This is a genomic window from Streptomyces sp. NPDC085946 (assembly GCF_044540485.1).
GTDB lineage: Bacteria > Actinomycetota > Actinomycetes > Streptomycetales > Streptomycetaceae > Streptomyces.
The window spans coordinates 51,868-66,463 of record NZ_JBITSF010000025.1 but is presented as its reverse complement, the minus strand read 5'-3'; the positions used below and the strand labels follow the sequence as shown (position 1 = coordinate 66,463).

Here is a 14,596-nt window from a genome sequence, read left to right as displayed (position 1 = left end):
TCCGCACGCCCCCGGGCCGTGGTGTCAGGTGAGCAGCTCGCCGTCGATGACCGTCATGGCGCGTCCGGTCAGCAGGGTCCGGTCGCCGCGCAGGCGGGTGCGGACGCGGCCGGAGCGGCGCGAGGCCTGCAGACCGGTGAGGTCGGGGCTGCCGAGGCGCTCGGACCAGTAGGGGGCGAGGGCGGTGTGGGCGCTGCCGGTGACCGGGTCCTCGTCGATGCCGAGGTTCGGGAAGAAGCAGCGGGAGACGTAGTCGTAGCCCTGGCCGGGGTCCTCGGCGCGGGCGGTGGCGATGACGCCGCGCGTGGAGTGGACGGCGAGGGCGGGCAGGTCGGGGGAGAGGCCGCGCAGGGTCTTCTCGTCGGCGACCTCCAGCAGCAGGTCGCCGACGTTCGGGCCGGTGTCGAAGGCGGCGCGCGGTGCGGTGCCGAGCGCCTCGGTGACGCCGTCGGGGAGGTCGACGCGGGTGAGCGGGGCCGTCGGGAAGTCCAGGGTGATCGAACCGTCCTCCGCGGGGGTCGCGATGAGCACGCCGCTGCGGGTGGCGAACCGCACCGGGCCGTCGTGAGCTCCGGTGGTCCGCAGGACGTGGGCGGTGGCCAGGGTGGCGTGGCCGCACATCGCGACCTCCGCCACCGGGGTGAACCAGCGCAGCGCCCAGTCCGCCTCACCGCCCTCGGGGAGGGGGTGGGCGAAGGCCGTCTCGGCGTGGTTGACCTCCAGGGCGACGTTCTGGAGCCAGGCGTCGTCCGGGAAGGCGTCCAGGAGCAGGACTCCGGCCGGGTTGCCGCTGAAGGGACGGTCGGTGAAGGCGTCGACGATTCGAATCCGCATAGCCCGACGCTAGAGGTTCGGCGCCGCGGTTGACCAAGGCCAATCCATGGTGATTGGCCTTCTTTTCGGTCCAGTGGCTCCGGCGGACCGCAGGAGCGGCACACTGGCGTCCATGATCTCTTCCGATCCCGCATCCGCTCCCAAAGCCGACCTGCTCCGCTACCTGCAGTCCGCCCGCGACGCCCTGCTGTGGAAGCTCGACGGGCTCTCGGAGTACGACGTGCGCCGCCCGCACACGCCGACCGGCACCAACCTGCTGGGTCTGGTGAAGCACGCCGCGACGGTGGAGCTCGGCTACCTCGGGGACACCTTCGGCCGGCCGTCCGGCGAACCGCTGCCCTGGGTGGCGGAGAGGGCCGAGCCCAACGCGGACATGTGGGCCACCGCCGACCAGTCGCGCGAGTTCGTCGTGGAGCTCTACCGCAGGGCCTGGGCGCACGCGGACGCGACCCTCGACGCGCTGCCGCTGGACACGGTCGGCACGGTGCCGTGGTGGCCCGAGGGCAGGAACGAGGTGACGCTGCACCACGCCGTGGTCCGGGTGATCGCCGACACGCAGCGCCACGCCGGGCACGCGGACATCATCCGGGAGCTCGTGGACGGCGCCGTGGGCATGAGCGCGGACAACACCAGCGTCCCGCCGGGCGACCAGGAGTGGTGGGCGGCGTACCGGAGCCGTCTGGAGCGGGTGGCACGGGAGGCGGGCGGGGAGGCCTAGCCGCCCGCCACGGCGGACGGAAGGGGCCGGCCCGGCGCCGTGGGCGCCGGGCCGGCCCCCGTGCGGTGCGGGCGCCGGGCCGGTCAGTCCGTGCCGGACTCCATCGCGGCGCGGTCCAGCAGCTCGTCGTCACCGGAGACCTCGCCGCGGGAGGCGATGGCCTCGGCGCCGCCCTCCTGCAGCGTGCCGATCAGTCCGGTCGAGGCCGCCTGGGCGGCACCGATGGCGGGGTTGGCGGTGCCGATCAGGCCCAGCCCGGCGTACTGCTCCAGCTTGGCGCGCGAGTCCGCGATGTCGAGGTTGCGCATGGTGAGCTGGCCGATCCGGTCCACCGGGCCGAACGCCGAGTCCTCGGTGCGCTCCATGGACAGCTTGTCCGGGTGGTAGCTGAACGCCGGGCCCGTGGTGTCGAGGATCGAGTAGTCCTCGCCGCGCCGCAGCCGCAGGGTGACCTCGCCGGTGACGGCCGCGCCGACCCAGCGCTGCAGGGACTCGCGGACCATCAGCGCCTGCGGGTCCAGCCAGCGGCCCTCGTACATCAGCCGGCCCAGGCGCCGTCCCTCGTTGTGGTACTGGGCGAGGGTGTCCTCGTTGTGGATCGCGTTGACCAGGCGCTCGTAGGCCGCGTGCAGCAGGGCCATGCCGGGCGCCTCGTAGATGCCGCGGCTCTTGGCCTCGATGATGCGGTTCTCGATCTGGTCGGACATGCCCAGGCCGTGCCGGCCGCCGATGGCGTTCGCCTCCATCACCAGGTCGACCGGTGAGGCGAACTCCTTGCCGTTGATCGTCACCGGGCGGCCCTGGTCGAAGCCGATCGTCACGTCCTCGGTGGCGATCTCGACCTCGGGGTCCCAGAACCGCACGCCCATGATGGGCTCCACGGTCTCGACACCGGTGTCCAGGTGCTCCAGGGTCTTGGCCTCGTGGGTGGCGCCCCAGATGTTGGCGTCGGTGGAGTACGCCTTCTCCGTGCTGTCGCGGTAGGGCAGGCCGTGGGCGAGGAGCCACTCGGACATCTCCTTGCGGCCGCCCAGCTCGGTGACGAAGTCCGCGTCCAGCCAGGGCTTGTAGATCCGCAGGTGCGGGTTGGCGAGCAGGCCGTAGCGGTAGAACCGCTCGATGTCGTTGCCCTTGAAGGTCGAGCCGTCGCCCCAGATCTGGACGTCGTCCTCGAGCATCGCCCGGACCAGGAGCGTGCCCGTGACGGCGCGGCCGAGCGGGGTGGTGTTGAAGTAGGCGCGCCCGCCCGAGCGGATGTGGAAGGCACCGCAGGCGAGCGCGGCCAGGCCCTCCTCGACCAGCGCCGCACGGCAGTCGACCAGGCGCGCGATCTCCGCGCCGTAGGTCTTCGCGCGGCCGGGGACCGAGGCGATGTCGGGTTCGTCGTACTGGCCGATGTCGGCGGTGTAGGTGCACGGGACGGCGCCCTTGTCGCGCATCCACGCGACCGCGACCGAGGTGTCGAGGCCGCCCGAGAAGGCGATGCCGACGCGTTCGCCGACGGGGAGGGAGGTGAGGACCTTGGACATAGGAAGAGTATGCAGGATCTCGCATGATCATGCAAAGCCGGGGGTGAGGGAAGGGGTGGTTTCTCCGGCGGGGCTTGTCGGCGAAACGTTTCCGATATATCGTTGAGGCATCGCGACAGATCAACGATTGACGGAATGGAGTGGTTGCGATGCGTACCCATGGATTCGAGCGTGGACATCGGCAGGACGGCCCGCGGCGCGGTCGCGGCGGTTTCGACGGACGGCGGGCGGCCTTCGGGCCCTTCGGGCCGGGCGGCCCCGGCTTCGGACCGGGCGGTCCGGGCTTCGGGCCGGGTTTCGGCCCCGGGCCCTGGGGCGGCCGAGGGCGCGGCGGACCGAGGGGAAGGGCACGGCGCGGTGACGTCCGGGCCTCGATCCTGGCCCTGCTCAAGGACCGGCCGATGCACGGCTACGAGATGATCCAGGAGATCGCCGAGCGCAGCGGCGGGGCGTGGAAGCCCAGCCCCGGCTCGGTGTACCCCACGCTCCAGCTGCTGGAGGACGAGGGGCTGATCGCCAGTGAGTCGGAGGGCGGCAAGAAGCTGTTCTCGCTCACCGAGGCGGGCCGGGCCGCGGCGGGCGAAGGCCCGGAGGCGCCCTGGGAGGAGGCCTCGCGCGGGGTCGACTGGGAGGCCCTCGGCGAGATCCGCCAGGCCGGCTTCGGCCTGATGGAGGCCTTCGGGCAGGTCTGGAAGACCGGCAGCAAGGAGCAGCGGGAGAAGGCGCTCGGCGTCGTCAACGAGGCCCGCAAGAAGCTGTACCTGATCCTCGCCGACGAGGACTGACGGCCCCCGGCGGCCGTGCGACGGGCGCCCCGCGGAATCCTCCGCGGGGTGCCCGGGCGTGTGGGACGCCGGGGGTGGCGGGGTGGCGGGTGTCGCCGGTCGGGGTGTGCGCTTGGTGCCCGTACGGCTTGCTGTGGCGTGCGGCCGGTGATCCGCACGGTCTGCCGGGCGTGCGGCCGCCGTCGACCGTCGCGGCACCCGCCCGCTTGGGCCTGCGGGGGCCTCCGGCGCGGGGGCGCGAGGCGGCGTGCGGGGTGCCCGGGCGTGTGCGGCGCCAGGGGTGCTGGGGGTGGTGGGTGCCGCCGACCGGGGTGTGCGCTCGGTGCCCGCACGGCTTGCTGGGCGCATGCCCGCCCGTGCCGCCCGCCGCCGACCGTCGCGGCACCCGCTGCCCGGCCGGCGAAGCCCTCCGGTGCGGGGCGCAAAGCGGTGTGCGGGGCGCAAGGCGGCGCGCGCGGCCCGGGGGAGAACGGCGCAATCTCCTCCGCAGGGAGGAGGGCCGACCCGGCCGGGTCCACTTCTCGCGGGACGCGAAGATGGTTCCCGCCGGGGATGACCTCCGCGCGCCGGGCTGATGGGGTGGGGGACGTGCAATCCCCCATTCCCCGGCAGTCGACCCACGACCAGGGCGTCCACCGTGCGGACCGCGAGGCCGGGCTCGACGCCGGGCTCGCGGCGATGGTCGCCGGTGCCCGGCGCCGGGCGGTCCGGGACGGCGACCGGCAGGTCGACACGGCCCACCTGCTGCACTCGCTGCTGGAGTCCGACCCCGAGGTGCGCGCCGCCTTCCCTGATCCGGCCCAGCTCGCCCGCCTGCTCGCCTACCTGGTGCAGCGCAGCATCGGCTACGGCCTGCGCTGGCAGAGCGGCGCCGAGGAGTCCGGGGCCGGGGCCGCGGTGCCCGGCGTGGCGGGCCTCTCGCCGCTGGCGGCATCCGCCATGGAGGACGCCCGCGCGCGGGCCGGACGCCGCGGCGGAGGGCCGGCCCGCGGCGTCGATCTGCTCGCGGCGATCGTCGCGGACCCGCAGGCACGGGCCGTCGAAGTGCTGCGGTGCGCCGGCGCCGACGCCCGTGAAGTGCTGGCGCGGCTGGCGGACCGGCCGGAGGAACGCGTGACGGGCGGCGATCCGTCCCGCCGGCGAGGAGATCCGGCCTCCGGCGGCCGGGGCGGCCCGGAAGCCGGCATCCGCTGAAAGCGGCGGGGCGCCGCGCGCCGGTTCCGCCGTTCACTGGGTGAGACAGGTGCCATGAGGGATGACGCTCCTGTCGTCCCCTGTCATCATGTGCCGGTGCACATGACTGACAGCAGCGGGAGCGGCCGCGGGCGAGGCGTCGGGCTCGGCCTCGCGCTCGTGTCCGCGGTGGCCTTCGGCGGATCCGGTGTCGCGGCGAAGCCGCTGATCGAGGCGGGTCTGGACCCGCTCCACGTGGTGTGGCTGCGCGTGGCGGGCGCGGCCCTGGTGATGCTGCCGCTCGCCGTGCGCCGTCGCGCGCTGCTGCGCCGCCGCCCCGGGCTGCTCGTGGGCTTCGGCCTGCTGGCGGTCGCCGGGGTGCAGGCCTGCTACTTCGCCGCGATCTCCCGGATCCCGGTCGGCGTCGCCCTGCTCGTGGAGTACCTGGCGCCCGCCCTGGTCCTCGGCTGGGTGCGGTTCGTGCAGCGGCGGCCGGTGACGCGGGCCGCCGCGCTCGGCGTCGTCCTCGCGGCCGGCGGACTCGCGTGCGTCGTCGAGGTCTGGGCCGGGCTCGGCTTCGACGCCCTGGGGCTGCTCCTCGCGCTCGGCGCCGCCTGCTGCCAGGTCGGCTACTTCGTGCTGTCCGACCAGGGCGGCGACGCCGGGGACGAGGCACCCGACCCGCTGGGCGTCATCGCGTACGGCCTGCTCGTCGGCGCCGTCGTGCTGACCGCCGTCGCCCGGCCCTGGTCCATGGAGTGGTCCGTGCTCGCGGACACCGCCGACCTGAACGGCACGCCGGTCGCCGCCGCGCTGCTGCTGGGCTGGATCGTCCTGGTGGCCACGGTCGTCGCCTACGTCACCGGGGTGCTGTCGGTGCGGCGGCTCTCGCCGCAGGTCGCGGGCGTCGTGGCCTGTCTGGAGGCGGTCATCGCGACCGTGCTGGCCTGGGTGCTGCTCGGCGAGCACCTCTCGGCGCCGCAGATCGCGGGCGGTGTGATCGTCCTGGCGGGAGCCTTCATCGCGCAGTCGTCGGCGCCGGCGAAGGGCTCCGGCGAGCCGGTGGCCGGCGGCGCCCCGGAAAGGGAGTTGTCCACGCCCGGCGCGGCGACCTAAGGTGCCGGTCATGCCTTCGCACGCACGCGTTCTTCCGCCTCCGGCCGCCTGAGGCGGGCCCCGGACACCCGCGCCCGGCACGCGCCGGGCCGGGCGGTGCTGCCCGCAGACGAGGTCCACGGACCCCGCCGCGTCGGGGTCCTCCCGAACTTCCGCGCCTCTCGCGCGTCCGCGGAGAAGAAAACGTGTCGATGTCGAACGCCGTCTCCGGCCTGCCCGTCGGGCGGGGCCTCCTCTACCTGATCGTCGCCGGTGCCGCCTGGGGCACCGCCGGCGCGGCCGCCTCCCTGGTCTACCGGGCCAGCGACATGGGGCCCGTCGCCCTGTCGTTCTGGCGCTGCGCGGCCGGCTGCGCGCTGCTCCTCGGCGTCCGGCTGTGCCGGTCGCGTCCCGCCCGAGGCGCGCGCTCCGTCCGGGAGCCGCTGCGCCGCTCGGCGGTCCGGGTCGGTGCCACCGGTCTCGGTCTGGCCGTGTTCCAGACCGCCTACTTCGCCGCGGTGGAGTCCACCGGGCTCGCCGTGGCCACCGTCGTCACCCTGGGCGCGGGGCCCGTGCTCATCGCGCTCGGCGCGCGGCTGACCCTCGGCGAGCGGCTCGGCGCCGGCGGAACCGCCGCCGTCGCGGGGGCGCTCGCCGGTCTGGCCGTCCTGGCCCTCGGCGGCGGGGAGACGGCCGTGAGGCCGTGGGGTGTCGTCCTCGCGCTGCTGTCGGCGGCCGGGTACAGCGTGATGACCCTGCTCACGCGCCGCTGGGGCCGCGACGGCGAGGTGGACGCCGCCGGGACGTCCGTCGGGGCGTTCGCCGTCACCAGCCTGTGCCTGCTGCCGTTCGCCCTGGCCGAGGGGCTGCTGCCGCACACCGCCGACCCGGCCCGGCTGCTGGGGCTGCTGGCGTACGTCGCCGTGATCCCGACGGCGCTGGCGTACGGCCTGTACTTCGCGGGCGCCGCCGTCGTACGGTCCGCCACCGTGTCCGTGATCATGCTGCTGGAGCCGGTGAGCGCGGCCGTGCTCGCCGTCGTCCTGCTCGGCGAGCACCTGACCTCGGCCACCGTGACCGGCACCCTGCTGATGCTCGGCTCGGTGACGGGGCTGGCGGTGGGGGAGGCGCGGGGCGCGCGGCCCCGGGAGGAGCGGCCCGCGCCGGCGTGACCTCGCTCCGACAAGGTGCCGGGCGGGCGGTCCGACGGGGTGCCGGGCCGGGCCTCCCGCCCTCGCGCCGCGTTCACGCGCCTTCGTGCCGTACGGGCGGTGGCCCGTACCGCCCGGTCGGCCCGCCGTGATCCGGTCCTGGACGAGGAGGCCGGCCGGCGGGCGCGGACGGGACCGGCGTCACAGGGCCGCGAGGTAGTCGGGCAGTGCGGTGCCCGGGGCCAGGTCGGGCTCCGGGACCGGCGCGTCGTAGCCCTTGCGCAAGGGGAGGACGCCCGCCCAGTGGGGGAGGGCGAGGTCCTCGGGCTCCTCGTTCACGCCGCCGGTGCGGACCTTGGCGGAGACCTCGTCCAGGTCGAGGCGGATGACCGCGGTGGCCGCCAGCTCCTTCTTGTTGGCGGGCCGGGAGTCGCGGGAGCGGCCCGGGACGACGTGGTCGACCAGCGCGTCCAGGGCCTCCCGCTTCTCCCCGGGGTCGGTGACCTGGTGGGCGAGGCCGTGCACCACCACCGAGCGGTAGTTGACCGAGTGGTGGAACGCCGAGCGCGCCAGGACCAGGCCGTCGACGTGCGTGACCGTCAGGCAGACCGGGAGGCCGGGGGCGGCCCGGCCCGCCGCGTGCAGCGGGCGCGAGCCGGTCGAGCCGTGCACGTAGAGCCGCTCGCCGACCCGGCCGTACAGCGTGGGCAGCACCACCGGCGCGCCGTCCCGGACGAAGCCCAGATGGCAGACGTAGCCCTCGTCGAGTATCGCGTGCACCAGGTCCTTGTCGTACGACGCCTTGTGCGCGGCACGGGTGGGGACGGTGCGGTCGGTCGGCGTGTAGGCGGCGGGCTGCGGCGGCGTCGGGTCGGTCGGCGCGGTCCCCTGCATGGCGGTCTCCATTGCACTAGTGCATAATTGGTTTTGTGATAGGAGAGTATCGGATCAGTGGGCGGCGCGCAGCGGAGATCTCCGCGGACATCGAGCACGCGGTGGGGACCGGCGCGTTGCGGCCGGGGCAGCCGCTGCCGCCCATGCGGGAGCTGGCGGAGCGCCTCGGGGTCAATCCGAACACCGTCGCGGCCGCGTACCGGACGCTGCGCGAGCGCGGGGTGATCGAGACCGCGGGGCGGCGGGGCAGCCGGGTGCGGCCCGCGCCGGCCACGACCGGGCGGGACCACATCCGGGTGGACGTGCCCGCCGGGGTGCGTGACGTGTCGGACGGCAACCCGGACCCGGCGCTGCTGCCGCCGCTCGCGCACGCCTTCGCGGCGGCGGCCGGGGCGGGCGACCGTACCCCGGTGCTGTACGGCGACGACCCCGTCGAGCCGGAGCTGGCCCGGATCGCCCGGGCCGAGCTCGACGCCGACGGGGTGCCCGGGGGGCCGCTCGCCGTGGTCTCCGGCTCGCTGGACGCCGTCGAGCGGGTGCTCGCGGCCCACCTCAGACCCGGCGACACCGTGGCCGTCGAGGACCCCGGCTGGGGCAGCGTGCTCGACCTCGTCCCGGCGCTGGGACTGCGGACGGTGCCCGTGGGCGTCGACGACGAGGGGCCGCGTGCCGGCGACGTGCGCGACGCCCTGGCCGGGGGCGCGCGGGCGCTGATCGTCACGGACCGGGCGCAGAACCCCACGGGGGCCGTGGTGAGCGCACCGCGCGCACGCGACCTGAAGTCGGTGCTCCGGGAGTACCCGGACACCCTCCTCGTCGAGGACGACCACGGGCACCGGATCGTCGACCTCCCCCTGCACCCCCTCGCCGGCACCACCCGGCACTGGGCGTTCGTGCGCTCGGTCGCCAAGGCCTACGGCCCCGACCTGCGGCTCGCCGTGCTCACCGGGGACGCCGTCACCGTCGACCGGGTCCGCGGCCGGCAACGGCTAGGGCCCGGCTGGGTGAGCCGGCTGACGCAGCGCGCGGTGGTGCGGCTGTGGGCGGACGGGGCCGTCGACGGAGCGGCGGTGGCGGCGGAGTACGGGCGCCGCCGCCGGGCGCTGATCGACGCGCTCGCCCGGCACGGCGTCGCGGCGCACGGGCGCAGCGGCATGAACGTGTGGGTGCCCGTGCCGGACGAGACGGGAGCCGTCGCCCGGCTGCTGCACGCGGGCTGGGCCGTCGCGCCTGGCGCCCGGTTCCGGATGAGCGCCCCGCCCGGCGTCCGCATCACCGTCTCGACGCTGACCGACGACGAGACCGGCCCCCTGGCGGCGGCCGTCGCCGCGGCCGTGGGACCGGCGCCGGTGCGGGCGTATGCCTGACAGGGGCGTGAGCGGGGGAGGGGCGGGCGTGCGCGGGGGACCGCAGGGGCAGGTACCGGAACCCTGTGCGCGAGGAGAGGTGCGGGCGGATGCCGGGAACCCGTGCGCACGGGGAGGGGCGTTCGGGATCATGGCGGCATGGCGGAGCGAGCGATTCCGGTGCCGCGCGTGACCGACGCCTCGCGGGCCGTCCGCCGGTACGGGCGCCCGGGCTTCACCCAGCGGTGGGAGCGCCGCTTCGAGCCCGGCCTGCCGGCCTTCGGGGAGGTCGCGCGCGGGCGGGTCCGGCTGTTCCTGTCCGAACACGCGGGGGACGCCCGGCCGGACACGCCGGTGTACCCGCGGGTGGCCGACGCCGACGCGGTCGCCGCCGGGTTCGGGGTGCCGGTCGAGGAGACACCTGGGCCCGCGAGGTCGAACTGTGCGATCCCGACGGCAACCGCCTGCGGGCGGGCACGCCGACGGAGCCCCGGGAGTGAGGCCGGGGGCTCCCGGTGCCGGCCGGGTCAGCCCTCCCGCCGGGGCCGTGCCTGCGTGAGGGCCGCGCCCGCCAGGACGATCACCGCACCGACCGGTGTCGACCAGGTCAGCGACTCGCCGAGGAGGGCGACGCCCGCGGCGGTGGCGATGACCGGGATGAAGTACGTGACCATCTGGCCCGTGGTCGGGCCGACTTCGGCGACCAGGCCGTACTGGATGAGCACGGCGAGTCCGGTGCCCAGCGCCCCCAGGGCCGCGATCGCGAGCAGCGAGGGCAGGGCCAGATCGGTCGGCGCCGTCGTGAACAGCGGAGTGACGACGGCCAGCTGGACGGTGGCGAGCAGGAGCTGGGCACCGGTCATGGACAGGTGGGAGTGGCCGGTGCCCGCCAGGGTGCGGCGGACGTAGATCCAGCCGATCGGATAGCTGAGCGAGGCCAGCAGGGCCATCGCCGTGCCCGTCGCGTCCAGGCCGTGGAAGCCCTGCCAGGCGCCGAGCACGGTCAGCACGCCGAGGAAGCCCAGGCCCAGTCCCGCGACCCGCATCCGGGTCGGGCGGTCCTCGGACAGGGCGACCAGCGACAGCGCCATGCCCCACAGCGGCGAGGTCGCGTTGCAGATGCCCGCCAGGGTCGAGGGGATGGTCAGCTCGGCGTACGCGAACAGGGAGAACGGCAGGGCGTTGAGCAGGAACGCGGCGACCGTCAGGTGCCCCCAGGTCCGCGCACCGCGCGGCAGCCGCTCCCGCTTCACCGCCATCGCGGCCGCCAGCACCGCCGTCCCGAACACCAGCCGGCCGAGCGTGACCTGGAACGGGGCGTACCCGTGCGTGCCGACCTTGATCAGGAGGAAGCTGAAGCCCCAGATCAGGGACAGGGCGGCGAAACGCAGACGCCAGTCGAGGCGGGGCCGGGCGGCGGTGCGGGCGGCCGGGGCGCCGGCGGTGGCGGCCGGGGCGGACGGGACGTGGGTGGTCATGGGACAACGATGCGGGACGACAACCTCGTAGCACAATCGAGAATTCGCGCCGGGTATCTCGTAGCATCGCTTACATGTTGAACCTGGAGCGCCTGCGGACCCTCGACGCCCTCGCCCGGCACGGCTCGGTCAGCGGGGCGGCCGAGGCGCTGCACATCACCACGTCCGCGGTCTCGCAGCAGATGGCCAAGCTGGAGCGGGAGGCGGGCCAGCAGCTCCTGGCCAGGAACGGCCGGGGCGTGCGGCTCACGGACGCGGGGCGGCTGCTCTCGGAGCACGCGGCGCGCATCCTCTCCCAGGTCGAGCTCGCCCAGTCGGACCTGGAGGCGCACCGGGGGCAGGTGGTCGGCGAGCTGCGGCTGTCGGCGTTCCCGACGGCGGCGCGCGGGCTGTTCCCGGTCGCCCTCGCCGCCCTGCGCGAGCAGCACCCCGCGCTGCGCGTGCGCTCCTGCGAGCTGGAACCGGAGCAGGGCATCGCCGGGGTGGTGCGCGGCGACCTCGACCTCGCCGTGGTGCTCGACTGGTACAACAAGCCGATGCCGCTGCCCGACGGCCTGGTCAAGGCCTCGCTCCTCGACGACCCCGCCGAGGTGGCGCTGCCCGTCGGCCACCGGCTCGCCGGGCGCGCGGAGGCGGACCTCGCCGAGTTCGCCGAGGACGAGTGGATCACCTGGGGCAAGGGCGAGTTCTGCCACGAGTGGCTGATGTTCACCCTGCGCTCCAAGGGCATCGAACCGATCGTTGGGCACCGCGCGGCCGAGACCCACACCCAGCTCAACCTGGTCGCCGCCGGGCTCGGCGTCTGCATCGCCCCGCTGCTCGGCCGCCACCCGGTGCCCGCCGGGGTGGTGACCGTCCCGCTCAGGCAGCGGGTGCGGCGGCACGTGTACGTCGTCTGGCGCGCGGACGCCGACCGCCGCCCCTCGATCCGGGCGGCGGTGGAGGCGCTGCGCGCGGCGGGGGAGCGGCTCGGCTGAGACCGCCCGGCACCGGGTCCTGGGGAATTGTCGGACAGCCCTAGAGGGCCGCCAGCTTGCGGAAGTCCCACGAGACGGTCTTCTCCGGCGTCAGCCGCAGCCAGGCGTGCCGGCCGTCGTGCGGCAGCTCCTCCAGGCCGAAGTTCTTGCGGGCGAACAGCGTCTCGGGGAGGTCGAGTTCGGCGCAGAGCTCGCCGGTGCGGGGGATCTCGCCGACGAACTCGACCCGTCCGGACAACTCGGCGCCGCGCAGTTCGCCGTACTCCTCGCCGGTGTCGACCACGATCGCCACCCGCGGATCACGGCGCAGGTCGGCCCACCGCCTGCTGCGCACCACCGAGTACAGCCAGATCGACGTGCCGTCCCAGGCGAACCAGAGCGTGCTCACGTGCGGGGCGCCGTCCGCGGACACCGTGGCGACCCGGCAGGTGCGCTGTGCGGTGAGGAACTCGTCCAGCTCCCCCGGCGTCATCATGATCTTGCGGCCCCGGCGTTGCGTGGCGGTCATCCGGCTCCTCCGTGGTGGTCGTGCGGCCGCCTCCGTGGTGGTCCCGCGGCCCTTCCTCTTCCCGCCGTGCCGCCGCAGACCGGCCGGCGGCACGTCAGGACAGGATGGGTGGCGCGGCCCCCGCCCGCAACGGCGGCCGGCCTCCGGGCCGGGGCGGGCGGCGGCGCCGTACGGTCCGGCGCCGGCGCCGGTGTCGACACCGGTGTCGGTGTCGGTGTCACGCGAGGGTGATCGAGTCCCCGCTGACGGTGATCCGCACGGCGGGCAGCGGTTCGGTCGCCGGGCCGCTCTGCACGCTGCCGTCGGTGATCGAGAAGTTGCTGTTGTGGCAGGGACAGTTGATGACGCCGTCCGCGATGCTCTTCACCGCGCAGCCGCGATGGGTGCAGGTGGCCGAGAAGGCCTTGAACTCACCCGCCGTCGGCTGGGTGACGACCACCTTCCGGTCGGCGAACACCTTCCCGCCGCCCTCGGGGATGTCGGCGGTCGAGGCCAGCGCGGTCCCGGCCGCCCCGCCGCTCGGGCCGCCCCCGTCCCGGGCGCCGCCCGACGCGTCGGAGGCGCCCGCGGAGGCGGACGACCCCGAGGTATCGCCGTCCGAGCCGCCGCACGCGGTCAGCGCGGCGGCGAGCCCCGCCGCTCCGGTCGCCGCCACGACGGTACGACGGGCCGGTCCTGCGGTGGGCCTGAACGATGCGCTGGTCATGCCGGCGTTCCCTTCGGGAGGTTGCGTTGCGTGATCTGCCGAGAGGTACGGTCCCGGCCGGGCGCCCGTTCAGACGCCGCCGGAACCGGGGCCCGTCCGGCACGGGGGACGGGCGGAACACGGATGTCTCCTCACTGTCGGTTGCGGCGCCGCACGCGGCAAGGGCGACGGCCGGCGCGTCCGCGGGCGCCAGTAACCTGGGGCGATGCTCAAGGAAGTCATCGCGACCCGCTACATCGCGCCCCTGCGCGAGGGCGGCTCGCTGCCGGGACTCGTCGAGGCCGACGACTTCGGGACGTACGTCGTGAAGTTCACCGGCGCGGGACAGGGCCGCAAGACGCTCGTCGCGGAGGTCGTCTGCGGGGAACTCGCCCGCCGGCTGGGCCTGCGCGTGCCGCGGCTGGTGACCGTCGAGCTCGACGCGGTGCTCGGGCTCGGCGAGCCCGACCAGGAGGTGCAGGAGCTGCTGCGCTCCAGCGGCGGCACCAACCTCGGCATGGACTTCCTCTCCGGCGCGCTCGGCTTCGACCCCCTGGCCTTCGAGGTGAGCCCCGAGGAGGCCGGGCGGATCGTCTGGTTCGACGCCCTGGTCAACAACGTCGACCGCTCCTGGCGCAACCCCAACCTGCTGGTGCGGCGGGGCGAGCTGTGGCTCATCGACCACGGCGCGACCATGATCTGGCACCACAACTGGCCCGGCGCCGCGACCTCCGCCGCCCGGCCGTACGACGCCTCCGACCACGCGCTGGCCCGCTTCGCGCCGGACGTCGCGGCGGCCGCCGCCGCCCTCGCCCCGCTGGTCACCGAGGAACTCCTCGCCGAGGTCACCGCCGAGATCCCGGACACCTGGCTGGCCGGCGAACCCGGCTTCGACACGCCGGACGACCTCCGGCGGGCCTACGCGCGGCCGCTGCTGGCCCGCGCCGCCGTCATCCACGAACGCGTCCAGGGGGTCAAGTGACCGAGCGCCACATCACCAGGGCCGGCCAGGGCGGCGGCCGGGACGTCTTCGAGTACGCCCTCCTGCGGGTCGTCCCGCGCGTGGAGCGCGGGGAGTGCGTCAACGCCGGGGTGCTGGTGTACTGCCGCGCCCGGGCCTACCTGGGCGCGCGCACCCACCTCGATGAGGCGCGGCTGCTCGCCCTCGACCCGGACGCGGACGTGGCCGGCGTGCGGGCCGCGCTGCGCGCGGTCGAGGGCGTGTGCTCCGGCGGCGAGGCGGCCGGACAGGCGGGCGGCGACGACGCCGGGCGGCGCTTCCGCTGGCTGATCGCGCCGCGCTCCACCGTCGTCCAGCCGGGGCCCGTGCACACCGGCCTCACCGCCGACCCGGACGCCGAGACCGAACGGCTGCTGGACCTGCTGGTGCGGTGACCGGCGCCCGGCCGGGCAGCGCCCCGCC

The 14,596-nt window shown here is 75.3% G+C and carries 15 protein-coding genes and 1 pseudogene; 10 read left to right on the top strand and 6 right to left on the bottom strand.

Features of this window, described 5'->3' with window-relative positions; all coding sequences use genetic code 11:
* Positions 1-24: 24 nt before the first annotated feature.
* The gene (locus ACIF8T_RS33815; RefSeq protein WP_400040439.1) at positions 25-834 is read right to left on the bottom strand and encodes a PhzF family phenazine biosynthesis protein; all 810 of its coding nucleotides are present in this window, start codon (positions 832-834) and stop codon (positions 25-27) included.
* 112 nt (positions 835-946) lie between these two features.
* On the opposite strand from ACIF8T_RS33815, the gene ACIF8T_RS33810 reads away from it, so the two are divergent.
* Positions 947-1,552: a DinB family protein gene (locus ACIF8T_RS33810; RefSeq protein WP_400040437.1), complete on the top strand. Its 606-nt coding sequence runs from the start codon at positions 947-949 to the stop codon at positions 1,550-1,552.
* An 83-nt stretch (positions 1,553-1,635) separates the two neighbouring features.
* On the opposite strand, the gene argG is transcribed toward ACIF8T_RS33810, so the two are convergent.
* The gene (gene argG, locus ACIF8T_RS33805; protein ID WP_400040435.1) at positions 1,636-3,081 is read right to left on the bottom strand and encodes an argininosuccinate synthase; all 1,446 of its coding nucleotides are present in this window, start codon (positions 3,079-3,081) and stop codon (positions 1,636-1,638) included.
* A 149-nt stretch (positions 3,082-3,230) separates the two neighbouring features.
* Here argG and ACIF8T_RS33800 point away from each other — a divergent pair, with 149 nt between their 5' ends.
* From ACIF8T_RS33800 to ACIF8T_RS33785, 4 genes are all read left to right on the top strand, one after another.
* The gene (locus ACIF8T_RS33800) at positions 3,231-3,866 is read left to right on the top strand and encodes a PadR family transcriptional regulator (protein WP_400040433.1); all 636 of its coding nucleotides are present in this window, start codon (positions 3,231-3,233) and stop codon (positions 3,864-3,866) included.
* A gap of 588 nt (positions 3,867-4,454) precedes the next feature.
* Positions 4,455-5,060 carry a Clp protease N-terminal domain-containing protein gene (locus ACIF8T_RS33795; protein WP_400040431.1) on the top strand — a complete coding sequence of 202 codons (606 nt, stop codon included), beginning with the start codon at positions 4,455-4,457 and terminating at the stop codon, positions 5,058-5,060.
* Between the two features lie 90 nt (positions 5,061-5,150).
* On the top strand, positions 5,151-6,155 hold the full coding sequence (locus ACIF8T_RS33790) for an EamA family transporter (RefSeq protein WP_400040479.1): 1,005 nt from the start codon (positions 5,151-5,153) through the stop codon (positions 6,153-6,155).
* A 191-nt stretch (positions 6,156-6,346) separates the two neighbouring features.
* Positions 6,347-7,306 (top strand): DMT family transporter, encoded by a 960-nt coding sequence (locus ACIF8T_RS33785; RefSeq protein WP_400040477.1) that lies wholly within the window; start codon positions 6,347-6,349, stop codon positions 7,304-7,306.
* A 180-nt stretch (positions 7,307-7,486) separates the two neighbouring features.
* Here ACIF8T_RS33785 and ACIF8T_RS33780 read toward each other — a convergent pair whose 3' ends face one another.
* The gene (locus ACIF8T_RS33780; protein WP_400040475.1) at positions 7,487-8,179 is read right to left on the bottom strand and encodes a pyridoxamine 5'-phosphate oxidase family protein; all 693 of its coding nucleotides are present in this window, start codon (positions 8,177-8,179) and stop codon (positions 7,487-7,489) included.
* A gap of 35 nt (positions 8,180-8,214) precedes the next feature.
* On the opposite strand from ACIF8T_RS33780, the gene ACIF8T_RS33775 reads away from it, so the two are divergent.
* Together ACIF8T_RS33775 and ACIF8T_RS33770 are read left to right on the top strand one after the other, a co-directional pair.
* Complete coding sequence (locus tag ACIF8T_RS33775; protein ID WP_400040429.1) at positions 8,215-9,546, top strand: aminotransferase class I/II-fold pyridoxal phosphate-dependent enzyme; 1,332 nt, start codon at positions 8,215-8,217, stop codon at positions 9,544-9,546.
* 138 nt (positions 9,547-9,684) lie between these two features.
* Positions 9,685-10,025, top strand: a pseudogene (locus tag ACIF8T_RS33770) (glyoxalase superfamily protein).
* A 27-nt stretch (positions 10,026-10,052) separates the two neighbouring features.
* Here ACIF8T_RS33770 and ACIF8T_RS33765 read toward each other — a convergent pair.
* The gene (locus tag ACIF8T_RS33765; RefSeq protein ID WP_400040427.1) at positions 10,053-11,003 is read right to left on the bottom strand and encodes a DMT family transporter; all 951 of its coding nucleotides are present in this window, start codon (positions 11,001-11,003) and stop codon (positions 10,053-10,055) included.
* Positions 11,004-11,077: 74 nt separating this feature from the next.
* On the opposite strand from ACIF8T_RS33765, the gene ACIF8T_RS33760 reads away from it, so the two are divergent.
* Positions 11,078-11,980 carry a LysR family transcriptional regulator gene (locus tag ACIF8T_RS33760; protein ID WP_400040426.1) on the top strand — a complete coding sequence of 301 codons (903 nt, stop codon included), beginning with the start codon at positions 11,078-11,080 and terminating at the stop codon, positions 11,978-11,980.
* Positions 11,981-12,020: 40 nt separating this feature from the next.
* Here the strand turns inward: ACIF8T_RS33760 and ACIF8T_RS33755 are convergent, their stop codons facing one another.
* The gene (locus tag ACIF8T_RS33755; protein WP_400040424.1) at positions 12,021-12,488 is read right to left on the bottom strand and encodes a pyridoxamine 5'-phosphate oxidase family protein; all 468 of its coding nucleotides are present in this window, start codon (positions 12,486-12,488) and stop codon (positions 12,021-12,023) included.
* Between the two features lie 217 nt (positions 12,489-12,705).
* Positions 12,706-13,194, bottom strand: a complete 489-nt coding sequence (locus ACIF8T_RS33750) for a Rieske (2Fe-2S) protein (protein ID WP_400040422.1) — start codon at positions 13,192-13,194, stop codon at positions 12,706-12,708.
* Positions 13,195-13,399: 205 nt separating this feature from the next.
* Here ACIF8T_RS33750 and ACIF8T_RS33745 point away from each other — a divergent pair, with 205 nt between their 5' ends.
* On the top strand, positions 13,400-14,155 hold the full coding sequence (locus ACIF8T_RS33745) for a HipA family kinase (protein WP_400040420.1): 756 nt from the start codon (positions 13,400-13,402) through the stop codon (positions 14,153-14,155).
* Entirely contained in the window at positions 14,152-14,568 is a 417-nt protein-coding gene (locus tag ACIF8T_RS33740) for a DUF3037 domain-containing protein (RefSeq protein ID WP_400040418.1), read from the top strand. Before ACIF8T_RS33745 ends, ACIF8T_RS33740 begins: the two co-directional genes overlap by 4 nt.
* The last annotated feature ends 28 nt before the right edge of the window (positions 14,569-14,596 follow it).